We start from the raw sequence: 21,521 nt of genomic DNA, 5'->3' as shown, positions 1-21,521 counted from the left end.
GAAGCAGGAGAGACATGAGCGGCAAGGGCGCACCCGAACTGTCCGTACGCAACTGCGGTGACCTCCGTGTGGCGGTCGTCGCCGCACAGTGGCACGAGAAGGTCATGGACGGACTCGTCGACGGCGCCCTGCGCGCCCTGCACGAGCTGGGCATCGACGAGCCGACCCTGCTCCGCGTCCCCGGCAGCTTCGAGCTGCCCGTCGTCGCCAAGGTGCTGGCCGGCCGCGGCTACGACGCGATCGTCGCCCTCGGCGTGATCATCCGCGGCGGCACCCCGCACTTCGAGTACGTGTCCCACGGCGTCACCGCCGGGCTGACCCGGGTCGCCGTCGACACCGGCGTTCCGGTCGGCTTCGGCGTCCTCACCTGCGACACCGAGGAACAGGCGCTCGACCGCGCCGGACTCGAAGGGTCCAACGAGGACAAGGGGCACGAAGCGGTCACCGCTGCCGTCGCCACCGCCGCCACACTGCGCTCGGTCAGCGAACCCTGGCGCTGAGTACGGGCCCGGCACCCCGTATTCTGAGCACATCATGGCGAACAAAACCTTCGAAGAGCTCTTCGCCGAGCTGCAGCTCAAGGCCGCCAACGGCGACCCCTCCACCTCCCGCACCGCCGAGCTGGTGGAGAAGGGGGTCCATGCCATCGGCAAGAAGGTCGTCGAGGAGGCCGCCGAAGTCTGGATGGCCGCCGAGCACGAGAGCAAGGACGCCGCCGCCGAGGAGATCTCGCAACTGCTGTACCACGTCCAGGTGATGATGGTCGCGCGCGGGATCTCCCTCGACGACGTCTACGCCCACCTCTGAGCCGGACCCCGCACCCCGTACCCGTCCCGCCCCACCCTCCGCAAAGGAAACCCGACCTCATGCTGCGCATCGCCGTCCCCAACAAGGGAGCCATCTCCGGGCCTGCGATGGCGATGCTCCATGAGGCGGGCTACAAGCAGCGCAAGGAGTCGAAGGAACTCGTCCTCGTCGACCCCGCCAACGAGGTCGAGTTCTTCTACCTGCGCCCCCGCGACATCGCCATCTACGTCAGCTCGGGCCGCCTCGACATCGGCATCACCGGCCGCGACCTGCTGCTCGACTCCGGCGCCCAGGCCGAGGAGATCCTCCGGCTCGGCTTCGCCCGCTCCACCTTCCGCTTCGCCGCCAAGCCCGGCACCGTCGCCGGACCGCAGGACTTCGGCGGCCTGACGATCGCCACCTCCTACGAGGGCATCGTCGCCAAGCACCTCGCCGATTCCGGCGTGGACGCCTCCGTCGTCCACCTCGACGGCGCCGTCGAGACCGCCATCGAACTCGGCGTCGCCCAGGTGATCGCGGACGTCGTGGAGACCGGCACCAGCCTGCGCAACGCCGGCCTCGAAATCATCGGCGAACCGATCATGACCTCCGAGGCCGTCGTCATCCGGCGCACCGGCGCCCCCGGCGAGGAACCCAAGGTCCAGCAGTTCCTGCGCCGCCTCCAGGGCGTCCTGGTCGCCCGCAGCTACGTGATGATGGACTACGACTGCCGCGTCGAGCACCTGGAGCGCGCCGTCGCCCTGACGCCCGGCCTGGAGTCGCCGACCATCTCCCCGCTGCACCACGAGGGCTGGGTCGCCGTCCGCTCCATGGTCGCCGCCGCCGAGGCACAGCGGATCATGGACGACCTGTACGACCTCGGCGCCCGCGCCATCCTCACCACCGCGATCCACGCCTGCCGTCTCTGACGGCGGGAGACGGAAGAAGAGCACGATGTCAGCCCCCACGCCCCCGACCGGCACCCCGGCCCTGCCGGTCACCTTCCGGCCGACCCGCACCCGGATGGTCCTGCTCACCGTGGGGGCGGTGATGTTCGCCGTCATCACCGTCGTCGCCTTCACCCTCGAACAGCTCAGCGGGGGAGAACGGGTCAGCTTCGTCTTCACCGCCCTCCTCTTCTTCGGCGTCCTCGCGCTGCTCAGCCGGCCCAAGGTCGTCGCCGACGAGGAGGGCGTCACCGTCGTCAACCTCACCCGCAGCCGCCGCCTGTCCTGGGCCGAAATCGTCCGCGTCAACCTGCGGGTCGGCGATCCGTGGGTCTTTCTCGACCTCAGCGACGGCACCAGCATGCCCGCCCTCGGCATCCAGCCCGGCATCGCCAAGCAGCAGGCCATCCGGGACGTCCGCGCGCTCCGCGCCCTCGCCGAGAACCGCGGCACGGGCACGGACAACGGCTGAGCCCCCTGCCCCGCAGGGCCTCCCGTTGTTTACTCTGGAGAACGGCGGCGCCCCGTGCGCGCCCCGCCCCGCCCGAAGGCCCACCCGGCCGGCGGGGCTTTTCCTGCGACCCGAGGAGTGACTCCCTCCAGCAATGGACGGATCGTCCGGTAGTACCTGCGCCGCCCCCTCAGCGGAGGCGGCGGCATGACAACCCCCCTACTGCTGCTCACCGCGGCATTCCTTCTCATCCTCGCCAACGGATTCTTCGTGGCGGCCGAATTCGGCCTCGTCACGGTGGAACGCGCGGACGCCGAGCGCGCCGCGGCCGAGGGCGACCGGCGGGCCCGATCGGTCACCGACGCCCTGCGCGAACTCTCCTTCCAGCTCTCCGGCACCCAGCTCGGCATCACCATCACCTCCCTGGTGGTCGGCATGCTCGCCGAACCGGCCCTCGCCCAGCTCCTCGACGGCCCCTTCGCCGCGGCCGGCCTGCCCGACGGCGCCGTCCCCACCGTCAGCGTGGTGACCGGCATGCTGCTCGCCGCCGCCGTCCAGATGGTCATCGGCGAACTCGTCCCGAAGAACTGGGCGGTCTCCCGCCCGCTCACGGTCGCCCGGTTCGTCGCCGGACCGCAGGCCCGCTTCACCCGCCTCTTCCGGCCGGTCATCGGCGCCCTGAACACCGCGGCCAACCGGCTGGTACGCCTGCTGGGCGTCGAACCCACCGAGGAACTGGCCTCCGCCCGCACCCCCGGCGAACTCGTCTCCCTCGCCCGGCACTCCGCCGAGGCCGGCACCCTCGAACAGGACACCGCCGACCTCTTCGTACGGACCCTGTCGCTCGCCGGGCTCACCGCCCAGCACGTCATGACCCCGCGCGTGAAGGTCAGCGCCCTGCAGACCTCCGCCACCGCCGAGGACGTCCTCAACCTCACCCGCGCCACCGGCCTCTCCCGCTTCCCCGTCTACCGGGAGCGCATCGACGAGGTCGTCGGCATGATCCACCTCAAGGACGCCCTGGCCGTCCCGGCCCCCGACCGGCTGCGCACCACCGCGGGCCGCATCGCCGTGCCGCCGCTCCTGGTGCCCGAGACCCTGCCCGTCGAGCAGCTCCTCCAGCGGCTGCGCAACGAGCAGCCGATCGCCGTCGTCGTCGACGAGTACGGCGGCACCGCCGGGGTCGTCACCCTGGAGGACATCATCGAGGAGCTCGTCGGCGAGGTCCGCGACGAGCACGACGCCGAGGGCGCCGACCGCCCCGAGCTGGCCCCCGCCCCGCCCGAGGACGGCCGGCCCGCCTGGGACGCCGAGGGCAGCTGCCGGGTCCTCACCCTGCGCCGCATAGGACTGGACGTGCCCGACGGCCCGTACGAGACGGTCGCCGGACTCGTCGCCGACCTGCTGGGCCGCATCCCCGCCCCCGGCGACCGCGCCGAACTCCCCGGCTGGCGGATCTCCGTCCGCCAGGTCGGCCACTACCGCGCCGAGAAGGTCCGCTTCGTCCGGGTGGCCGTGCCGGCCGCCGCGGACCCCGCGCGGCCCGCCGTCCTGGAGGCCGCGCGATGAGCCTCCTCCAGCTGTTCTTCGCCGGACTCCTCGTCCTGGCGAACGGCTTCTTCGTCGGGGCGGAGTTCGCCCTGGTCTCGGTGCGCCGCAGCCAGATCGAACCCCTCGCCGCCGCCGGTTCCACCCGCGCCCGCCAGGTGCTGTACGGGCTGGAGAACCTGCCCCGGATGATGGCCGCGGCCCAGTTCGGCATCACCGTCTGCTCGCTGACCCTGGGCGCCGTCGCCGAACCGACTGTCGCCCACCTCCTGGAGCCCGTCTTCACCGCCGTGCACCTGCCCGCAGGGCTGGTCCACCCGCTCGGCTACGTGCTGGCGCTCGCCCTCGTCGTCTTCCTCCACCTCGTCATCGGCGAGATGGTCCCCAAGAACCTGGCGATGGCCGCGCCGGAGAAGACCGCGCTCTGGCTCAGCCCCGGCCTCGTCGGCTTCGCCCGGCTCTGCCGCCCGGTCACCTCGGCGCTCGGCGCCTGCGCCCGGCTGGTGCTCCGCCTCTTCGGCGTCGAACCGAAGGACGAGGTGGAGGCCGTCTTCACCAGCGAGCAGCTCAACCGCTTGGTGGAGGACTCCGGGCAGGCCGGACTCATCGAACCCGAGGCGCGCGAACGCCTGGAGGACGCCCTGGAGCTGGGCAGCCATCCGGTCACCGACGTCCTGCTGCGCCGGGCCGCGCTGGTGACCGTCGACCCCTCCGTCACCCCGCGCCGCATCGAGGAGCTGACCGTGCGCACCGGCTTCTCGCGCTTCCCGGTCTGCGCGGACGGGGGCGGCCCCTTCATGGGCTACCTGCACGTCAAGGACGTCCTGGACCTGGAGGACCGCGAGCGCGCGGTGCCCCAGCAGCTGTGGCGCCCGATGGCCACCGTACGGGCCGAACTCCCGCTGGACGACGCCCTGACCGTGATGCGCCGCGCCGCCACGCACCTCGCCCAGGTCGCCGACGCCTCCGGGCGGGTGCTCGGCCTGGTCGCGATGGAGGACGTGCTGGAGATGCTGGTCGGTGAGGTACGCGACCCGGCGCACCGGGTGGCGGAACCACGCCGCACCGGGGAGCCGATCGCGGGGGAGCGGGGAACCGGGGAGCGGACCACCGACCCGGACGGGGCGGGCGCCCTGGTGGGCTGAGCCCGTCCCCGTAGCCGTCGCTGTACCCGTACCGCCGCGCCGCCGGCCACCGGAACCCTCCGGTGGCCGGCGGCGCGCCGCACGGCACGGGTCACGGCGCCGGCGGCTCCTGCGGGCCGCGGCCCGCAGGCCCCCGGCCCGACAGCACCTCGCCGTACGCCTGCATCAGATCCGGCAGCCGCAGCGTCGCCAGGTCGTCCCGCGTCGGCGGCGTCGTACAGCCCGACAGCCGCAGATCGCGGTAGGCACAGCTCTTCTCGTACAACGTCCGCAGGAAGCGGCCGTTGCCCAGCTCGTCCAGCCAGCCCTGGTCCACGACATGGCCGCTGATGGAGCGCAGCTCCTCCAGCGCCTCCTCGTCCCAGCCGTCCCCGTTCTCGGCGGCCAGCACCTCACCGATCGCGGTCAGCTCCAGCGGCCGGTAGCTCGGGAAGTCCACCCGGGTCGTGAAGCGCGAGGAGAGCCCCGGATTGGTGGACAGCAGCCGGTCCATGCCCTCCGGATAGCCGGCCAGGATCACCACGAGATGGTCCCGGTTGTCCTCCGCCCGCTTCAGCAGGACCTGAAGCGCCTCGTCCCCGTACGCGTCGCCCTTGCTGTACCCGGTGTTGGACAGGCTGTACGCCTCGTCGACGAACAGCACCCCGCCCAGCGCCGAATCGATCAGCTCATTCGCCTTCACCGCCGTCTGGCCCAGGAACTCGCCCACCAGGTCGGCCCGTTGCGCCTCCACGAGATGGTCGCCGCCGAGCAGGCCCAGCGCGTAGAACACCCGGCCCAGGATGCGCGCCACCGTCGTCTTGCCGGTGCCGGACGGGCCGGAGAAGACGAAATGCCGCTTCGGCGGCTGTACGGGCAGCCCCTGGCCCGCCCGCAGCCGCGCCATGTTCAACTGCGCCGACAGCGCCTTGACCTGCCGCTTCACCGGCTCCAGGCCCACCATCCGCTCCAGCTCCGCCAGCGCCTCGGCCAGCAGCGCCGGATCGCTGGGCCCGGCCGGGAACGGCCGGCGCGCCGGGGCCTTCGCCCGCACCCCGCCGGGCAGCGGCGAGACGGCGGCACCGGAGGCGTCCTGCGGCTCGCCGCCCGCCGGCAGCTCCCGGCCGTCCGGCTGCTCGGCCCCCGGCGGCAGGGCGCTCTCCGCCTGCCCCTCGCCGTAGAACCCGTCCGCCTCGACGCCGGTCAGCGACACCGCGGCGAGCCCCGACACGTCCTCCGAGCCGTCCAGGCCGTCGTAGTCCGCGATGGCGGCGAGCCGCGCCGAGGTGTCCATGAAGGCGGGGTCGATCCGGTGCACGGCCCGGTACAGCGGCAGGGCGGCGGCGCTGCGGCCGGTGCCCTCGTGCGCGCGGGCCAGCCAGTAGCGCAGCTCCTTGCGCTGGGGCTGCTCGCTGCGGCAGCGCATCAGGGCCGTCGCCAGCATCGGCTCCGCCTGCCCGTACATCTCCAGCCGCACCCGCGCCATGCCGCCGAACAGCCCGGCCTCGATGCCCAGCAGCGGATCGTCGATCAGCTGCTCGGTGTGGCGCACGAGCTGCTCCCAGTCCTTGACCAGATAGGAGCGGCAGGCGTGCAGGAAGCGGACCTGGGGATCGGTCTCCACCGGGGGCAGGGCCGCCAGCGCCCGGTCCAGCTCCGCCACATGGCGGCCGTCCAGCCAGTGCGAGGCGTGCGCCAGGAGCAGATCGCGCGGGCTCTCGAGCACCGGCTGCACCCACCAGCCCAGCCAGTACCAGGAGTTCAGGGTGCGCCGGTGACGGGTGCGCTGCTCGCCGAAGCGGTCGCGGTGGCGGTGCATGTGCAGCAGGGCCGACGCGGTGTCGACGCGCAGCGCGTGCAGTCCGAGCCAGGCGTCGGCCATCGCGGGGTCCTGGCGCACGGCCGCACGGAACTCCTCCTCGGCCTGCGGATAGGCGCCCATCGTGTAGGCGTCCACGCCCCGCAGCCAGGCGAGGTCGGCCGGGGCCTGTGTGCCCTGCGTGCCGAAGTCCATCAGGTCCCCCACAAACGTGCCCCCAGGATGTCCCGCCGCGCCCGAAAGCCCGCCGAGGCGCGCGAATCACTGTGCCGTGGACGGGAATTGACCCCACCGAGAGGCATCGTACCTGTGCGGTGCGTATCCGACGAAGGGTGCCGCAGGCCCGGGAGGCGTCGTGACCCAGGGTGAGAAACGGGGTGGGGGAGGGGTGCGCGGTGGACAGGACGAAGCCCCCGGTCACGGGGGAACAACCGGGGGCTTCGCGTCTGTGGGGGCTCCGAAAAGCCGCACATTGAGAACGTAAGACCTGTACCGCCCCCGGGTCAAGCGGAGTTGAGACGGTTCCGAGCCGAATTCGGGCCGCCCGGCATGGCGGCGGGCATCGGTCACGCCCGGTGACGGAACGGTTCAGCACCGCTCTCGCAAGGGCCCCGGCAGCCACGCGTACCCCACGGGCAACTGCTGTACCAGAGCGTCCGCCCAGGGGCGGGACGGGTCGGCGGCGAAGTGCGCCGTCTCGGCCGCCGTCCAGCCGTCCCAGAAGGAGCGCAGCGCCGGTCCGTCGCGCCGCCGGCCCCGCGCCCAGGACTCCCGCGCGCCGAGGTCCATCCACAGCAGCCGCGCCAGCAGCGGCCGCAGCGCGCGCCGGCCCGCGCCCACCCCCTCGATCAGGACCACGGGGGCGGGTTCCAGGGTCCTGGGCGGCCCGAAGGTCCGCGCCGTCCAGTCGTAGGGCGCGTAGCGCGCGGGCTCGCCGCGCGACAGCGGGCCCGTGACCTGGTCGCGCAGCCGTTCGGTCCAGGCGAACAGCTCCTCGTGGCTGGCCAGGTCGTCCAGATGGAGCACGGGTGCGTCACCGAGCGCCGCCGCGAGCCGGCCGGCGAAGGTGCTCTTGCCCGATCCGGCGTGGCCGTCGACGGCGACCAGCCGCACCGGGCCGCAGGACGGGGGGAGGGCGCGCAGCAGCGCGGCCTGTGGCGCGAGGTCGCTCATGCGCCCAGCCTACGAGCCGGGCGCTCCCTCGGCCGTTCGGCCCAGCCGCAGGTCACGCCAGTGGCAGAGACCAATATTGGTAGGCCCGGCACGGCCCGAAGCGCTGGCCGAACCGGGACGCGAACCGCGATAGTTGGCGCACTGTCGTGCACCGCAGCCCCATTCCGCAGACGACCGGGGGTCTCGCCCATGCCCAGTCCCGCATCCCGCCGCACCGTGCTCGCCGCCGCCGTCGCGGCCGCCGCCGGAGCAGGCACGCTGTCGTCCGCCGCCTTCGCGGCACCTCGGGCCGACCGGCCCGCGCCGCCCCGCACCCCGGTGGACAACCACGCCTGGACCACGTACACCGACTGGCGCTGCGGCAACGGCGCCGGCACCCGCGCGGTGCCCGGCCGCCGCGCCGGTCTCGTCATCGCCCACCCACTGGGCCGTACGGACTACACCGACCCGCACACCGGCACCACCACCGCCTGGGAGTACGCGACCTGGACCTCGCCCGTGCACCGCTCCGCCGTCCCCGCCACCGAGGTCATCGCCTCCTGGAACGCCCACACCCCGCCCGGTACCTGGCTCCAGGTCGAGTTGCGCGGCCGCTACTCGGACGGCGCCGAGACCCCGTGGTACGTGATGGGCCGCTGGGCCTCCGGCGACACGGACATCCGCCGCACCTCGGTGGACGGCCAGGGCGACGGCCGCAGCTCCGTGTGGACCGACACCTTCTCGGTGGACGACGCGGCGAGCGGCCTGCGCCTGCTGTCCTACCGCCTCCGGCTGACCCTGTACCGGGCTCCGGGCACCCGGCGCACCCCCACGGTGTGGCGCGTGGGCGCGATGGCCTCGGACATCCCCGACCGCTTCACCGTGCCCGCCGGCACCCCCCGCCTGCGCCGCGAACTGCCGGTGCCGCGCTACTCGCAGAACATCCACGTCGGCCAGTACCCCGAGTACGACAACGGCGGCGAGGCGTGGTGCAGCCCCACCTCATCGCAGATGATCATCGAGTACTGGGGCCGGAAACCCACCGCCGACGACCTCGCCTGGGTCGAGCCCGGCATCCAGGACCCGCAGGTCTGCCACGCCGCGCGCTTCACCTACGACTACCAGTACGAGGGCTGCGGCAACTGGCCGTTCAACGCCGCCTACGCGGCCACGTACCCCGCCATGAGCGCCGCCGTCACCCGGCTCGGCTCCCTCGCCGACGTGGAGACCCTGATCCGCGCCGGCATCCCCGTCATCACCTCCCAGTCCTTCCTCGAGGAGGAGCTGACCGGCGCCGGCTACGGCACGTCCGGCCACCTGATGACCGTCATCGGCTTCACCGCCGACGGCGACGTCATCGCCAACGACCCCGCCTCCCCGGACGACGAGGCGGTCCGCCGCGTCTACCGCCGCCACGAGTGGGAGACCATCTGGCTCCGCACGAAGAGGTACGACGCGAACGGCAAGGTCCGCAGCGGCACGGGCGGCGTCTGCTACATCTACTGGCCGGCCCACCCCGACCCGTTCCAGCGACGCGCGCTGCGATCGGTGGGGCTGCTGTGAACACGTAGCGGGCCCGGCCGGAGTGACCGCACCGTCGCCGCCGATATGGAGCGGCTTGCCGGACAGGGGCCGGGGGCGGCGGGGTGGACACATCGGCCTCGGAGATGGCGCCGCGCGATGTTCTTGCGGGAGCTCGCCTCCTGGAACCGGTCACCGGCCGGTACGTCTATGTCTCGACCGTGAACGCCTACCGTGGATGGCCGGACGAGCCATGGACCGAGGAGTTCGTCGTTCTGGACGGGCCGCCCGACGCCGATGCCGACGCCGATGACGGTCGGCTCCCGCAGGATTGGAACGGGCCGGACTGGTAGGACGGCAGAAGGCAGGGGCCGAACGAGCAGTCACCGCGACGTTCGGCGAAGACCGGGCGGCCATTTTGCGGCCAGGCGTCATCCTGGGCCCCGGCGAGTACGTCGGCCGGCTTCCCTGGTGGCTGAACCGAGCGGCCCGCGGCGGCCGGATGCTCGCACCGGGCACCCCGGACCAGCCCATCCAGCCTGTCGATGTCCGCGATGTGGCCGCGTTCGCACTCGATCGGGGTGAGGCATATCGGGGCGGCGCGTACAACTGCGTCGCCCCGATCGGCCGGGAGACGATGAGCGACTTGCTCGCGGCCTGCGTACGGGTCACAGGCAGCGATGCTCAACCGGCCCGGGCGCCGGACAAGCTGCTCATGGTCCGAACACCGACGCCCACGAGACCACTCCGGCCGCACTCGTACCCGCCACGCCACCACCCGTGGCCGCTGGTACTCGACCGCGTCCTGGCAACGCCCCACCGCAACCACCGTCCCCCTGGAAACGGCCCTGGCCCAGGGCGTGATCGGGGTCGACACCAACGCCGTCCACGTCGCCCCCCACAGCAATTCCGTCGGCGAACCCCACCGCTTCGCCTACGACCTCACCGGTACCGCACCCCACCGCGACGCCCGGCTCCGCCATGCCCTCACCCAACTCCTGCACTGGGCACGGCAGACCGACGGCGGTGCGATTGTCATCGAGGACCTCGACTTCGGCGCGGAGAGACCCGGAGGAAGCACGGGCGCCGGAGACGCCTCCGGCAGCTGATCTCCGGCATCCCCACCGGCAGGCTCAAGGCCCGGCTCGGCTCCATGGCCGCCGAGCAGGGGCTTGCGGTCGTTGCGGTCGATACGGCCTACACCTCGATGTGGGGCGGTCGGCACTGGCAGAAGCCACCGACCATCCAACACCAGAAAATGTACCGTCAGGCGCCGCTGGTATCGCGGCCGGGCGACGCGCCCTCGGGCACTCCATCAGGGATGGGGTATCCCCTGCTCGAACGATGCCGAGAGCCCGGACAGCCGGTCCGGACGGGACGCAGTCCGGGGGAGCCTCCTTCGTCCTCGGCTCGCTGTGGCCGGTCCGGCTGCACGCGACGGCCCTCGTGGACCTCCTGTTCCACCACGGGCTGCGTACGGGCCAGGCCCCGGCGGACGCCCTTCGCCGGGCGCAGCTGTGGATGACCGGCCCGGAACGGGAGCTGCCCGCGTCGCTGCCCGCCGCCGTGCGGAGCCTCGCGACCGAACTGCTGGACGCCCTGGTCGTCTCGGGCCACGACCGGGCGGACCCGGCGTTCTGGGCGGGGCTGGTGGCCGTGGGCCGCTGACCGGTACGGGGGAGGGCCCGGCCGTGCTCGCACCGGCCGGCGGCCGGGCAGTGACGGATCTCTCTCCCCGACGGGCCCGCCGGGCTGGCACTGTGGTCGGGTCCGGCCGCGTGCCGGGCACCGCCCCACCGGCCGACCGAACGAGATGCCATGACCGCACACACCGCCACCGCCGCCCGCCGCCGCTCCCGTACCGGAGGCCCCGACGACGGCCCCAAGCTCCTGGAGCACCTCGCCGGCTGGACGCTCGTGGTCGTCGTCGCCATGCTCATCACCCAGCTCGGCCTGCTCTGAGCCGTACCCCTCCCCGCCCGGTCCGGCGAACTCCGCCACCCGCGGACCCGGCTGATCGTATGTTCGGTCAACCGGTGACGGACGCCATCCGATCGGGCATACTCGACCCGCCACAGCCGTCTGCCTGCGTCTCTCGTAATCCGGGAGGGCAACATCGGCTGGAGTGCAGTGATTTCGGGCATCGCCCGGAGATCCCCCCGGCGGCGCCGCTCACACCCCGCGCGCGCGACCGCCGCAACGCCCGACAGGGAGGAGAGCGCCGTCATGTCCGACCGAGTACCGCAGTGGGTCGAACGCAGTCTGCCCACCGAGGAGTCCCGCGAGCTCATCGCGCTCGTCCGCGACATCGCCCAACGGGAGATCGCGCCGTACGCGGCCGAGGAGGAGGAATCGGGCCGGTTCCCCCGCGAGGTCTTCGCCCTGCTCTCCGAATCCGGTCTGCTCGGGCTGCCCTACGACTCCGAGCACGGCGGCGGCGACCAGCCGTACGAGGTCTACCTCCAGGTCCTGGAAGAGCTCGCCGCGGCCCGGCTCACCGTCGGCCTCGGCGTCAGCGTCCACTCCCTGGCCTGCCACGCGCTCGCCGGCTACGGCACCAAGGACCAGCGCGGCGAACACCTGCGGGCGATGCTCTCCGGCGGCCTGCTCGGCGCCTACTGCCTCTCCGAGCCCGCGTCCGGCTCCGACGCCGCCTCGCTGCGCACCAAGGCCGTGCGGGACGGCGACGACTGGGTCCTCACCGGCACCAAGGCCTGGATCACCCACGGCGGCATCGCCGACTTCTACACCGTCCTGGCGCGCACCGGCGTCGAGGGCGCCCGCGGCATCACCGCCTTCCTCGTCCCCGGCGACGCGGCCGGGCTGAGCGCCGCCGCCCCCGAGAAGAAGATGGGCATGAAGGGCTCGCCCACCGCCCAGCTGAACTTCGACGGGGTGCGCATCCCCGACTCCCGCCGGATCGGCGACGAGGGCCAGGGCTTCGCGATCGCCCTGTCCGCGCTGGACTCCGGCCGGCTCGGCATCGCCGCCTGCGCCATCGGCGTCGCCCAGGCCGCGCTGAACGCGTCCCTCGACTACGCCACCGGCCGCAAGCAATTCGGCCGCCCCATCGCGGACTTCCAGGGCCTGCGCTTCATGCTCGCCGACATGGCCACCCGGATCGAGGCGGGCCGCGCGCTCTACCTGGCGGCCGCCCGGCTGCGGGACGCCGGCCGCCCGTTCTCGCGCCAGGCCGCCATGGCCAAGCTCTTCTGCACGGACGCGGCGATGCAGGTGACCGTCGACGCCGTCCAGGTGCTCGGCGGCTACGGCTACACGCAGGATTTCCCCGTCGAGCGTCTGATGCGCGAGGCCAAGGTGCTGCAGATCGTCGAGGGCACCAATCAGATCCAGCGGATGGTCATCGCCCGCCACCTCGCGGGCCCCGAGTCCCGCTGACCCGCGGCGGCCGGTCCGACCACACGGGTGTCGTCATGATCCGGTTCCAGTCCTGGTCATGGCGGCCCGGCAGGGTCCGGCCGGTGCTCTCCCAGTGCCGCAGCAGCGCCCGGTAGATGGGCGGATCGCTCGACTGCGGCACCGCGCGCGGCGCGGAACAGGGAGCTTCGGACCGCGACGCCGGTACGGAACCGGGCTGCGGAACCGATTCTTCGGGAGGCGGGGCGACAAGACGGCGGCGACCTGGGCCTGCCGTGGAATGCAGCGGGGTCATACCCGCCCAACGCCCCGCCGCGCGGCGGGGTCACTGGTTGTTCGATTAGGGCGCTTGTTCACCCGGTCGCTCCGGCTGCCGGGCCGCTCGCGCACCCCGGCCGCACCTGTGGGAGGACGGGCTCAGGCCGCCTCGCGCCGGGGCTGGCGCGGCACCCGGATCGGGCGCGAACCGGCGCCCCCGGCGTGCGAGAAGGGCTGCGTACGCCAGTCGAGGCCCTGCGGCAGCGTCAGCAGCAGCGCGGTCTCCTGCTCCTGCGTCCCGTCCGCCTCGGCCGGACGGTCACCGGCGGCGCGACCCGTACCGGGGCACACGGTCAGTACGAACGGATTCCACGGGGACGGGCACAGCGCGTGCTCCGGAAGCACCTCCTCGTCCGCGAGGAGCGCGATGGGCTGCGCGCAGTCCGCGCAGACGACCCGGCGCATCTCCAGGGTGTCGTACGCGTCGGGAGCGTCGTCGTCGAACAGGTCGACGGGTTCCGGTTCGGTACGTCCGGTGAGTTTCAGGTTCGGCATGGGAAATCCCCCCTCGGATGGGCCGCAGCGACACTGTGGCCTCGGCCACAGCAAGCACTTCCCGCCACCACTCGGCCGTAACCGTTCCGTGTCCGACTACTGGCCCGTAAACATGTGGCGTTGGTCACATGCCGGGTGCAGGTGCTGTCCCAAGGGCTGGGCAGCTGTGCCGGGAACGACTCATGGCCATAGATTGATCCGTATGGAGGAGCTGGACCGTCACATCGTGGAGTTGCTCGTCAAGGACGGGCGGATGAGCTACACCGACCTGGGCAAGGCCACCGGCCTGTCCACCTCGGCGGTTCATCAGCGCGTCCGCAGGCTGGAGCAGCGCGGGGTGATCCGCGGCTACGCCGCGGTCGTCGACCCGGAGGCGGTCGGCCTGCCGCTGACCGCGTTCATCTCGGTCAAACCCTTCGACCCGAGCGCCCCGGACGACATCGCCGAACGGCTCGCGGGCGTACCCGAGCTGGAGGCGTGCCACAGCGTGGCGGGCGACGAGAACTACATCCTCAAGGTGCGTGTGGCGACCCCGCTGGAGCTGGAGAACCTGCTGACCCGCATCCGCTCGCTCGCCGGCGTGTCCACCCGCACCACGGTCGTCCTCTCCACCCCGTACGAGGCGCGCCCGCCGCAGATCTGAGCGACACCCCCGCCGGACCGGAGGGGGCGCGCACGGGCGGCGCCCGGCGCGCGGGAGACTGGTCCCCATGACCGAGAGCACCGCCCCCCAGAGCGACCACCGCACCGTGCTGCTGCGCGGTGGAGACGTCCACAGCCCCGCCGACCCCTTCGCCACCGCCATGGTGGTCGAACGCGGCCATGTCGCCTGGGTGGGCTCCGAAGGGGCCGCCGACGCCTTCGCGAGCGGTGTGGACGAGGTGATCGACCTCGAAGGCGCGCTGGTCACCCCCGCGTTCACCGATGCCCATGTGCACACCACGTCCACCGGCCTGGCCCTCACCGGACTCGACCTCTCCGGCGCCCGCACCCTCGCCGCCGCCCTGGACCTCGTCCGCGCCCACGTCGCCGCCCGCCCCGCCGACCGGGTCGTCCTCGGCCACGGCTGGGACGCCACCCGCTGGCCCGAGCAGCGCCCGCCCTCGCGCGCCGAGCTGGACGCGGCGGCGGGCGGCCGGCCCGTCTACCTGCCCCGGATCGACGTGCACTCCGCCGTCGTCACCACCGCCCTGCTCGACCTGGTCCCCGGCGTCACCGCGATGGCCGGCTACCACCCCGACGGCCCGCTGACCGCCGCCGCCCACCACGCGGTGCGCGCCGCCGCCCACGACGCTGTCCCGCCCGCCCAGCGCGCCGAGGCCCAGCGGGCCGCGCTGCGCCACGCCGCCTCCCTGGGCATCGGCACGCTCCACGAGTGCGGCGGCCCCGACATCTCCGACGAGAACGACTTCACCGGGCTCCTGAAGCTGGCGGCGGAGCGGCCCGGCCCGCGCGTCTTCGGCTACTGGGCCGCCGAGGTGGCCGACGAGAAGGACGCCCGGCGCGTCCGCGAACTCGGTGCCGTCGGCGCGGCCGGCGACCTCTTCGTGGACGGCTCGCTGGGCTCCCACACCGCCTGCCTGCACCAGCCGTACGCCGACGCCCCGCACGCGGGCACCGCCCACCTGGACGCCGCGAGGATCGCCGCCCATGTCGCCGCCTGCACCGAGGCGGGGCTCCAGGCCGGATTCCACGCCATCGGCGACGCCGCCCTGACCGCGGTCGTCGAGGGGGTGCGGGCCGCCGCCGAGAAGGTGGGCCTTGGCCGGGTGCGCGCCGCCCGGCACCGCGTCGAGCACGCGGAGATGCTGACCCCCGAGACCATCGCCGCCTTCGCCGAACTGGGCCTCACCGCCTCGGTCCAGCCCGCCTTCGACGCCGCGTGGGGCGGCGAGGACGGCATGTACGCCCAGCGGCTCGGCACCGGCCGGGCCGCCACCCTCAACCCGTACGCGGCGCTCCTGCGGGCCGGGGTGCCGCTGGCCTTCGGCTCGGACAGCCCGGTGACCCCGCTCGACCCCTGGGGGACCGTACGGGCCGCCGCCTTCCACCGGACGCCCGAGCACCGCGTCTCGGTGCGGGCGGGCTTCACCGCGCACACCCGGGGCGGCTGGCGGGCCGTGGGCCGGGACGACGCGGGGACACTGGTGCCCGGCGCCCCGGCCGACTACGCGGTCTGGCGCACCGACGAGCTGGTGGTCCAGGCACCGGACGACCGGGTCGCGCGCTGGTCCACCGACCCCCGGTCGGGTACGCCGGGGCTGCCCGACCTCAGTCCGGGCGCCGACCTGCCGGTCTGCCTGCGCACGGTGGTGTTCGGACACACTGTCTACGTACGGCCGAACGAGTGACGTGCGGATGTTCCGCTGAGCCGATCGAAGGCGGGTCGGTTCTTCCGCTACCAGGGGATCTTCCGGACTGACCAGGGCATTTCGGAAATCGTCGCAGGTCAGGCGGCTATTGACAGAATGCGCCCATCGGCCGGTAGGTTCGGCCGAGTCCACCACAGGACGTCCGACCGGTTGGACCTCCACGCAGTCGTCGAACGCCGCTGGGTCACGGGGTGGTGTGCCGCACCGGCGCACCACCACTGACAGCCAGGTTCAGCGCCCGCGCCTCGGGGGCGAGGGAAGGTCCCAGCCGGTCGGAGGGTGTGACCCGGGTGGGGCCCGGACGTTCAGTAGACAACGGCTCTAGGTCGACCCGCAGCCAGCGGGTCCCAGGTCGGCCCGAAGGACACCGGGCCCCGATCCGCACTTCTGTCCCTGATTCCGCTCTTCTGTCCGCCGCGGCACCCGCGCCACCCCCACCGGGTCGGCGTTCCGCGCCGCCGCGCTCGATATGGTGTGTACCTGTGTACGGACGTGAGGGGCAGTAAGTGAACGACGGCGGTCAGCGGCAATTCGGTCCGCTCGGCAGTGTCTTGGTGATCATCCCGACCTACAACGAGGCCGAGAACATCAAGCCGATCGTGAGCCGGGTGCGCGCCGCCGTGCCGGAGGCCCATGTGCTGGTCGCCGACGACAACAGCCCCGACGGCACCGGCAAGCTCGCCGACGAACTGGCCGCCGCCGACGACCAGGTGCATGTCCTGCACCGCAAGGGCAAGGAGGGGCTCGGCGCCGCCTACCTCGCCGGTTTCCGCTGGGGCATGGAGCACGACTACGGCGTCCTCGTCGAGATGGACGCGGACGGCTCCCACCAGCCCGAGGAACTGCCCCGGCTGCTCACCGCGCTCAAGGGCGCGGACCTGGTCCTGGGCTCCCGCTGGGTGCCCGGCGGCCGGGTGGTGAACTGGCCCAAGTCCCGCGAGTTCATCTCGCGCGGCGGCAGCACCTACTCCCGGCTCATGCTCGGCCTGCGCACCCGCGACGTCACCGGCGGCTACCGCGCCTTCCGCACCGAGACCCTCAAGGGCATCGGCCTGGACGAGGTCGCCTCGCAGGGCTACTGCTTCCAGGTCGACCTGGCCCGCCGCGCGGTCGAGGCCGGTTTCCACGTCGTCGAGGTGCCGATCACCTTCGTGGACCGCGAGATCGGCGACTCCAAGATGAGCCGGGACATCCTCGTCGAGGCGCTGTGGCGCGTCACCGCCTGGGGTGTCACCACCCGCACCAACAAGGTGCTGGGCCGCCGCACCCCCTGAGCCCGGGTCCGCCGGTCACCCCCTTACGGCGTACGGACGCGGCGCCAGGCACACTGGGGGCATGACGACCGGCACACCGCCTCCGACCGCCCGCAGGCGCTCGCGCGCCCGGACCTTCGTACCCCTCGCCGTCGCCGCCTGGGCGGTGCTGGAGATCTGGCTGCTGATCCTGGTGGCCGACGCCGCCGGCGGACTGGCCGTCGTGATCCTGCTGGCCGCCGGGATCGTCTTCGGCGGCGCCGTGATCAAGCGGGCCGGCCGCCGCGCCTTCGCCAACCTCACCGAGACGCTCCAGCGGATGCCCGGACAGCCGGGCGCGGACGGCTCCGCCCCCACCGCCCCGGAGAGCGGCCGGGGCAACGGCTTCCTGATGCTCGGCGGACTGCTGATCATGATTCCGGGACCGCTCTCGGACGTGGCCGGGCTGCTGCTCCTGGTGCCGCCCGTCCGCACGGCCCTCAGCCGGTACGCGGAACGCTCCCTGGACCGGCGCATGCGCAACGCCACCCCCGGCGGGTTCTCGGACGCCTTCCAGCAGGCCCGTATCCACCGCCCGGACGGCAAGGTCGTCCAGGGCGAGGTCATCCGCGACGAGCCGCCCCGCCCCGGCCCCGACGACGAGCCGCGCCCCCCGCTGGCACCGTGAGCGGCGCCGGGCCCGTCCCGGCCGAAGCGGCACGGAACCCCCGGCCGTAGCAGCACAGAACCGCGGGCCGCGACACACAGTGCGTGTGTCGCGGCCCGCGGTTCTGTCGCCGTGCCGTACCTACCCGGTCAAGCAGACTTCCTGCTGTCCCGGGGGTGCACGGCGATGTTCATCGCCCCGGAGCGAAGGACGGCCAGCCGCTCGGCCAGCACCTCCTCCAGCTCCTCACGCGTGCGCCGCTCCATGAGCATGTCCCAGTGCGTACGCGCAGGCTTGCCCTTCTTCTCCTCGGGGCCGTCCCCGTCCACCAGGAGTGCCTGGGCGCCACACGCCTTGCACTCCCACTCCGGCGGAATTTCCGCCTCAACCGAGAACGGCATCTCGAATCGATGTCCGTTCTGGCATGCGTACTCCACCGCCTGGCGCGGGGCCAGATCGATGCCGCGGTCCGTCTCGTAGCTGGTAACCACGAGTCGCGTGCCGCGGAGAGCTCGCTCACTCATGAATCGTGCCTCCCGGGCTGGTCGCCCACAGGACAGGTGTCGCTGTCGTCGTCAAATCGGTCAACGTCCGGTCGCCGGCAAAGATTCCCGTTACCGGTCATGCGTCGCCCGTCGTGCCGCTGATTTTCAGGTTTCCCAGGGTTCAAGTACCCGCCCTTACCCGGTTTGTCACATTTGACGGAGGATGTCACCCAACGATTCGGTGGCTTCCGTTCGAAGCAACGGTCATCCGGGGCAGGCCAAAGGCGTACACTACCGGCCTTTCACTTCAACGTCTAAATCCGCTCGGGTACGGGGTTTCCCGCCGCAGCCACCGCACGCTCCAGCGGAACCCGCGCGAGCAGCACTGAACCGACCACGAAGAACACCACCAGCGAGATGATCGCGTCCCGGTAGCTGCCGGTCAGCTGGTAGGCGAGACCGAACACCAGGGGCCCCAGCCAGCTCAGCCCCCGGTCGCTCATCTCGTACGCCGAGAAGTACTCGGCCTCCTTGCCGCGCGGCACCAGATGCGAGAACAGCGACCGCGACAGCGCCTGGCTCCCGCCCAGCACCAGTCCGATCGCCGCCGCCAGCACATAGAAGAAGGCCGGCGAACCGGCCGGCAGGAAGTACCCGGCGACCAGGATCAGCGTCCACACCACCAGCGAGCCCAGGATCGTGCGCTTCGCGCCGTACACCCGGGCCAGCCGCCCCATCGCCAGCGCCCCGGCCACCGCCAGCACCTGCACCAGCAGCACCGCCGTGATCAGCGTCGTCTGGCCCAGGCCCAGTTCCTCGGAGCCGTACACCGACGCCTGCGAGATCACCGTCTGCACGCCGTCGTTGTACACCAGGTACGCGAGCAGGAAGGACAGGGTCAGCGGATGGCGCCGCATATCGGCCAGCGTGGCCCGCAACTGCCGCCACCCCGAGCCCACCGGCGCGCCCCGGCCCCCGGCCGCCACCTTCCGGTCGCGCAGCCGGCGCAGCGGGATCACCGTGAACACGCCCCACCACACACCCGCCGACGCCAGGCAGATCCGGACCGCCTCGGACTCGGAGAGGCCGAAGGAGTCGTGGCCCGAGTACAGCACCAGGTTGAGGACGAGGACCAGCGCCCCGGAGGTGTAGCCGAACGCCCAGCCCCGCGAGGAGACGTCGTCGCGCTCGTCGGGCTCCGCGATCTGCGGCAGATAGGCGTTGTAGAGCATCATCGCCACCGCCGTCGCGGCATTCGCCACGATGAGCAGGAAGGCCCCGAGCAGATAGCGGTGGCCGTCCAGGAAGAACATCGCCGCCGTCGCGGCCGCCCCGGTGTACGCCGCCACCGCGAGCAGCGGCTTCTTGCGCCCCGTACGGTCGGCCGCCGCGCCCACCACGGGCATCAGGACGATCGCCAGGACGAGCGAGGCGGACACCGAGTAGGCGAACAGCGACCCGGCGCGGACCGGGATGCCCAGCGGGTGCACGAAACCGTCCGCGTCCGCCGCCGCCTTCGCGACCGACGTCAGATACGGGCCCAGGAACACCGTGAGGACGCTCGTGGAGTAGACGGAGCACGCGAAGTCGTAGAAGTACCAGCCGCGCTGCTCCCGGCGCCGCCCGGCCGCGTCGTCCCGGCCGGACGTACCGTCGGCCGGCTCGGTGGTGTCTGCGGTCCCGGCCGTCATGGTGCCCCCTGGAATGTCCCCGTGCGAACGGCGGCGGCCGGCGGGTCAGACCCAGGCCCCCCGCTCGCTCAGCACCGTGCGCAGCGTCCCGATGTGATCGGTCATGATGCCATCCACACCGAGGTCCAGGAGCGCGGCCATCCGTTCCGGTTCGTTCACCGTCCACACATGCACCTGGAGCCCCCGCGCATGGGCCTCCCGCACGAAGCGCCGGTCCACCACCCGGATGCCGTTCTGGCGCTCCGGCACCTGCGCGCACACCGCCCCGGACCGCAGCGCCGCCGGGATTCCGTACGAGCGCAGCCGCAGCCCGAGGACCCCGCGCACCCCGTACGAGGTGGCCAGGCGCGGCCCGGCCAGCCGCTGGGCCCGGGCGACCCGCGCCTCCGAGAACGAGCCGACGCACACCCGGTCCCAGGAGTCCGTCGCCCGGATCAGCGCCAGCAGCGGCTCCAGAGCGGCCTCCGCCTTGACGTCCACGTTCCACCGGGCCTGCGGAAACGCCTCCAGCAGCTCCTCGAACAGCGGCAGCGGCTCGCGCCCGCCGACCCGGGCCCGCCGTATCTCGCTCCACGGCAGCTCCGCCAGCCGGCCCCGGGCGTCCGTCACCCGGTCCAGCGTGGCGTCGTGGAAGGCCACCAGGCGGCCGTCCGCCGAGGTGTGCACATCGGTCTCGAAGTAGCGGTACCCGGCGTCGGCGGCCCGGCGGAAGGCGGCCGCCGTGTTCTCGATGCCGTCCGCCGCGCCGCCCCGGTGGGCGAAGGCGAGCGGAGCGGGATGGTCCAGGTAGGGGTGGCGTTCGGAAGTCACCGACGCAGTATGGACCGCCGGCGCCCGGAGCCGGCGGCCGCGGGGGAGCCCTGCTCCGGGATCGCGAAGACACGGAGGAAGACCTGCGCGAGCGGGCCGATGGCCAGGGCGTACAGGACCGTGCCCGCCCCCACCGAACCGCCGAGCAGGAACCCGCTGACCACGACCGCCACCTCCAGCGCCGTGCGCACCAGCCGGATCGACCGGCCGGTCCGCCGGTGCATCCCGGTCATCAGGCCGTCGCGGGGGCCCGGCCCGAACCGGGCGCTGATGTACAGGCCCGTCGCCACCCCGTTCAGGACGATCCCCGCCGCCATCACCCCGGCCCGCACCGCGAGACCGTGCGCCTCCGGGACGAGCGCCAGCGTCGCGTCCATCGCGAGCCCCACCGCGAACACGTTGGAGACCGTGCCGAGACCCGGCCGCTGGCGCAGCGGTATCCACAGCAGCAGCACGATCGCGCCGATGATGATCGACACCACGCCGATGCTGATGCCGGTCAGCTCCGCGAGCCCCTGGTGCAGCACGCCCCACGGCTCCAGACCGAGACCGGCGACGACCAGCAGCGCCGAACTGGCCCCGTACAGGGCGAGCCCCGCGTACAGCTGGACCAGCCGTCGGACGAGGTGCGCCCCCTGCGGAACGGCGGTCTCGGACAAGGGGTCCCCCTGGAGTGGTGGTTGTGGACTGCTCCATGTCACTCTGTGGCAGGTGATCGGCCACCA

At 72.8% G+C, this 21,521-nt stretch carries 22 protein-coding genes and 1 pseudogene; 16 read left to right on the top strand and 7 right to left on the bottom strand.

Annotation, left to right across the window (positions count from 1 at the left end):
• Positions 1-14 precede the first annotated feature (14 nt).
• The 6 genes from ribH (at position 15) to OG710_RS03215 (ending at position 4,877) form a co-directional block, all read left to right on the top strand.
• A complete protein-coding gene (gene ribH, locus OG710_RS03240; protein WP_111333960.1) occupies positions 15-500 on the top strand; it encodes a 6,7-dimethyl-8-ribityllumazine synthase in 486 nt (161 codons plus the stop codon).
• Positions 501-534: 34 nt separating this feature from the next.
• Positions 535-807, top strand: coding sequence for a phosphoribosyl-ATP diphosphatase (locus OG710_RS03235; RefSeq protein WP_018103937.1), 273 nt, complete (start codon positions 535-537; stop codon positions 805-807).
• Positions 808-866: 59 nt separating this feature from the next.
• Positions 867-1,715, top strand: coding sequence for an ATP phosphoribosyltransferase (hisG, locus tag OG710_RS03230; RefSeq protein ID WP_330237993.1), 849 nt, complete (start codon positions 867-869; stop codon positions 1,713-1,715).
• A gap of 25 nt (positions 1,716-1,740) precedes the next feature.
• A complete protein-coding gene (locus OG710_RS03225) occupies positions 1,741-2,205 on the top strand; it encodes a PH domain-containing protein (protein WP_330237992.1) in 465 nt (154 codons plus the stop codon).
• 186 nt (positions 2,206-2,391) lie between these two features.
• A complete protein-coding gene (locus tag OG710_RS03220; RefSeq protein ID WP_111333963.1) occupies positions 2,392-3,753 on the top strand; it encodes a hemolysin family protein in 1,362 nt (453 codons plus the stop codon).
• Positions 3,750-4,877, top strand: coding sequence for a hemolysin family protein (locus OG710_RS03215; RefSeq protein ID WP_330237991.1), 1,128 nt, complete (start codon positions 3,750-3,752; stop codon positions 4,875-4,877). Before OG710_RS03220 ends, OG710_RS03215 begins: the two co-directional genes overlap by 4 nt.
• A 91-nt stretch (positions 4,878-4,968) precedes the next feature.
• Here OG710_RS03215 and OG710_RS03210 read toward each other — a convergent pair whose 3' ends face one another.
• A complete protein-coding gene (locus OG710_RS03210) occupies positions 4,969-6,870 on the bottom strand; it encodes an AAA family ATPase (RefSeq protein WP_330237990.1) in 1,902 nt (633 codons plus the stop codon).
• 393 nt (positions 6,871-7,263) lie between these two features.
• The gene (locus tag OG710_RS03205) at positions 7,264-7,848 is read right to left on the bottom strand and encodes a uridine kinase family protein (protein WP_330237989.1); all 585 of its coding nucleotides are present in this window, start codon (positions 7,846-7,848) and stop codon (positions 7,264-7,266) included.
• Between the two features lie 189 nt (positions 7,849-8,037).
• On the opposite strand from OG710_RS03205, the gene OG710_RS03200 reads away from it, so the two are divergent.
• The 6 genes and pseudogenes from OG710_RS03200 (at position 8,038) to OG710_RS03175 (ending at position 12,747) form a co-directional block, all read left to right on the top strand.
• The gene (locus tag OG710_RS03200; protein WP_330237988.1) at positions 8,038-9,390 is read left to right on the top strand and encodes a peptidase C39 family protein; all 1,353 of its coding nucleotides are present in this window, start codon (positions 8,038-8,040) and stop codon (positions 9,388-9,390) included.
• 83 nt (positions 9,391-9,473) lie between these two features.
• Positions 9,474-9,701 (top strand): hypothetical protein, encoded by a 228-nt coding sequence (locus tag OG710_RS03195; protein ID WP_330237987.1) that lies wholly within the window; start codon positions 9,474-9,476, stop codon positions 9,699-9,701.
• 405 nt (positions 9,702-10,106) lie between these two features.
• Positions 10,107-10,683, top strand: a pseudogene (locus OG710_RS03190) (IS200/IS605 family accessory protein TnpB-related protein); the annotation flags it as partial.
• Positions 10,684-10,692: 9 nt separating this feature from the next.
• Positions 10,693-11,016 carry a CHAT domain-containing protein gene (locus OG710_RS03185; protein ID WP_330242143.1) on the top strand — a complete coding sequence of 108 codons (324 nt, stop codon included), beginning with the start codon at positions 10,693-10,695 and terminating at the stop codon, positions 11,014-11,016.
• A gap of 150 nt (positions 11,017-11,166) precedes the next feature.
• Complete coding sequence (locus OG710_RS03180) at positions 11,167-11,310, top strand: SCO1431 family membrane protein (RefSeq protein WP_330237986.1); 144 nt, start codon at positions 11,167-11,169, stop codon at positions 11,308-11,310.
• A gap of 264 nt (positions 11,311-11,574) precedes the next feature.
• The gene (locus tag OG710_RS03175; protein ID WP_330237985.1) at positions 11,575-12,747 is read left to right on the top strand and encodes an acyl-CoA dehydrogenase family protein; all 1,173 of its coding nucleotides are present in this window, start codon (positions 11,575-11,577) and stop codon (positions 12,745-12,747) included.
• A gap of 396 nt (positions 12,748-13,143) precedes the next feature.
• Here the strand turns inward: OG710_RS03175 and OG710_RS03170 are convergent, their stop codons facing one another.
• Positions 13,144-13,539, bottom strand: coding sequence for a hypothetical protein (locus OG710_RS03170; protein ID WP_330237984.1), 396 nt, complete (start codon positions 13,537-13,539; stop codon positions 13,144-13,146).
• A 202-nt stretch (positions 13,540-13,741) separates the two neighbouring features.
• On the opposite strand from OG710_RS03170, the gene OG710_RS03165 reads away from it, so the two are divergent.
• The 4 genes from OG710_RS03165 (at position 13,742) to fxsA (ending at position 17,831) form a co-directional block, all read left to right on the top strand.
• Positions 13,742-14,182 carry an Lrp/AsnC family transcriptional regulator gene (locus OG710_RS03165; RefSeq protein ID WP_018103953.1) on the top strand — a complete coding sequence of 147 codons (441 nt, stop codon included), beginning with the start codon at positions 13,742-13,744 and terminating at the stop codon, positions 14,180-14,182.
• Positions 14,183-14,249: 67 nt separating this feature from the next.
• Positions 14,250-15,890, top strand: a complete 1,641-nt coding sequence (locus OG710_RS03160; RefSeq protein ID WP_330237983.1) for an amidohydrolase — start codon at positions 14,250-14,252, stop codon at positions 15,888-15,890.
• Between the two features lie 527 nt (positions 15,891-16,417).
• On the top strand, positions 16,418-17,185 hold the full coding sequence (locus tag OG710_RS03155) for a polyprenol monophosphomannose synthase (protein WP_111333981.1): 768 nt from the start codon (positions 16,418-16,420) through the stop codon (positions 17,183-17,185).
• Positions 17,186-17,246: 61 nt separating this feature from the next.
• A complete protein-coding gene (gene fxsA, locus OG710_RS03150; protein WP_330237982.1) occupies positions 17,247-17,831 on the top strand; it encodes an FxsA family membrane protein in 585 nt (194 codons plus the stop codon).
• Positions 17,832-17,959: 128 nt separating this feature from the next.
• Here fxsA and OG710_RS03145 read toward each other — a convergent pair whose 3' ends face one another.
• From OG710_RS03145 to yczE, 4 genes are all read right to left on the bottom strand, one after another.
• Positions 17,960-18,334, bottom strand: coding sequence for an RNA polymerase-binding protein RbpA (locus tag OG710_RS03145; RefSeq protein WP_003959706.1), 375 nt, complete (start codon positions 18,332-18,334; stop codon positions 17,960-17,962).
• Positions 18,335-18,609: 275 nt separating this feature from the next.
• Positions 18,610-19,986, bottom strand: a complete 1,377-nt coding sequence (locus tag OG710_RS03140; protein ID WP_330237981.1) for an MFS transporter — start codon at positions 19,984-19,986, stop codon at positions 18,610-18,612.
• A 45-nt stretch (positions 19,987-20,031) separates the two neighbouring features.
• A complete protein-coding gene (locus OG710_RS03135) occupies positions 20,032-20,796 on the bottom strand; it encodes a glycerophosphodiester phosphodiesterase (RefSeq protein ID WP_111333989.1) in 765 nt (254 codons plus the stop codon).
• Positions 20,793-21,455, bottom strand: a complete 663-nt coding sequence (yczE, locus tag OG710_RS03130) for a membrane protein YczE (protein ID WP_111333992.1) — start codon at positions 21,453-21,455, stop codon at positions 20,793-20,795. Before yczE ends, OG710_RS03135 begins: the two co-directional genes overlap by 4 nt.
• Positions 21,456-21,521: the final 66 nt, after the last annotated feature.

The organism is Streptomyces sp. NBC_00525 (genome assembly GCF_036346595.1).
GTDB lineage: Bacteria > Actinomycetota > Actinomycetes > Streptomycetales > Streptomycetaceae > Streptomyces.
Note: the sequence above shows the minus strand (reverse complement) of the source record. Positions and strands in the feature narration are given on the sequence as shown.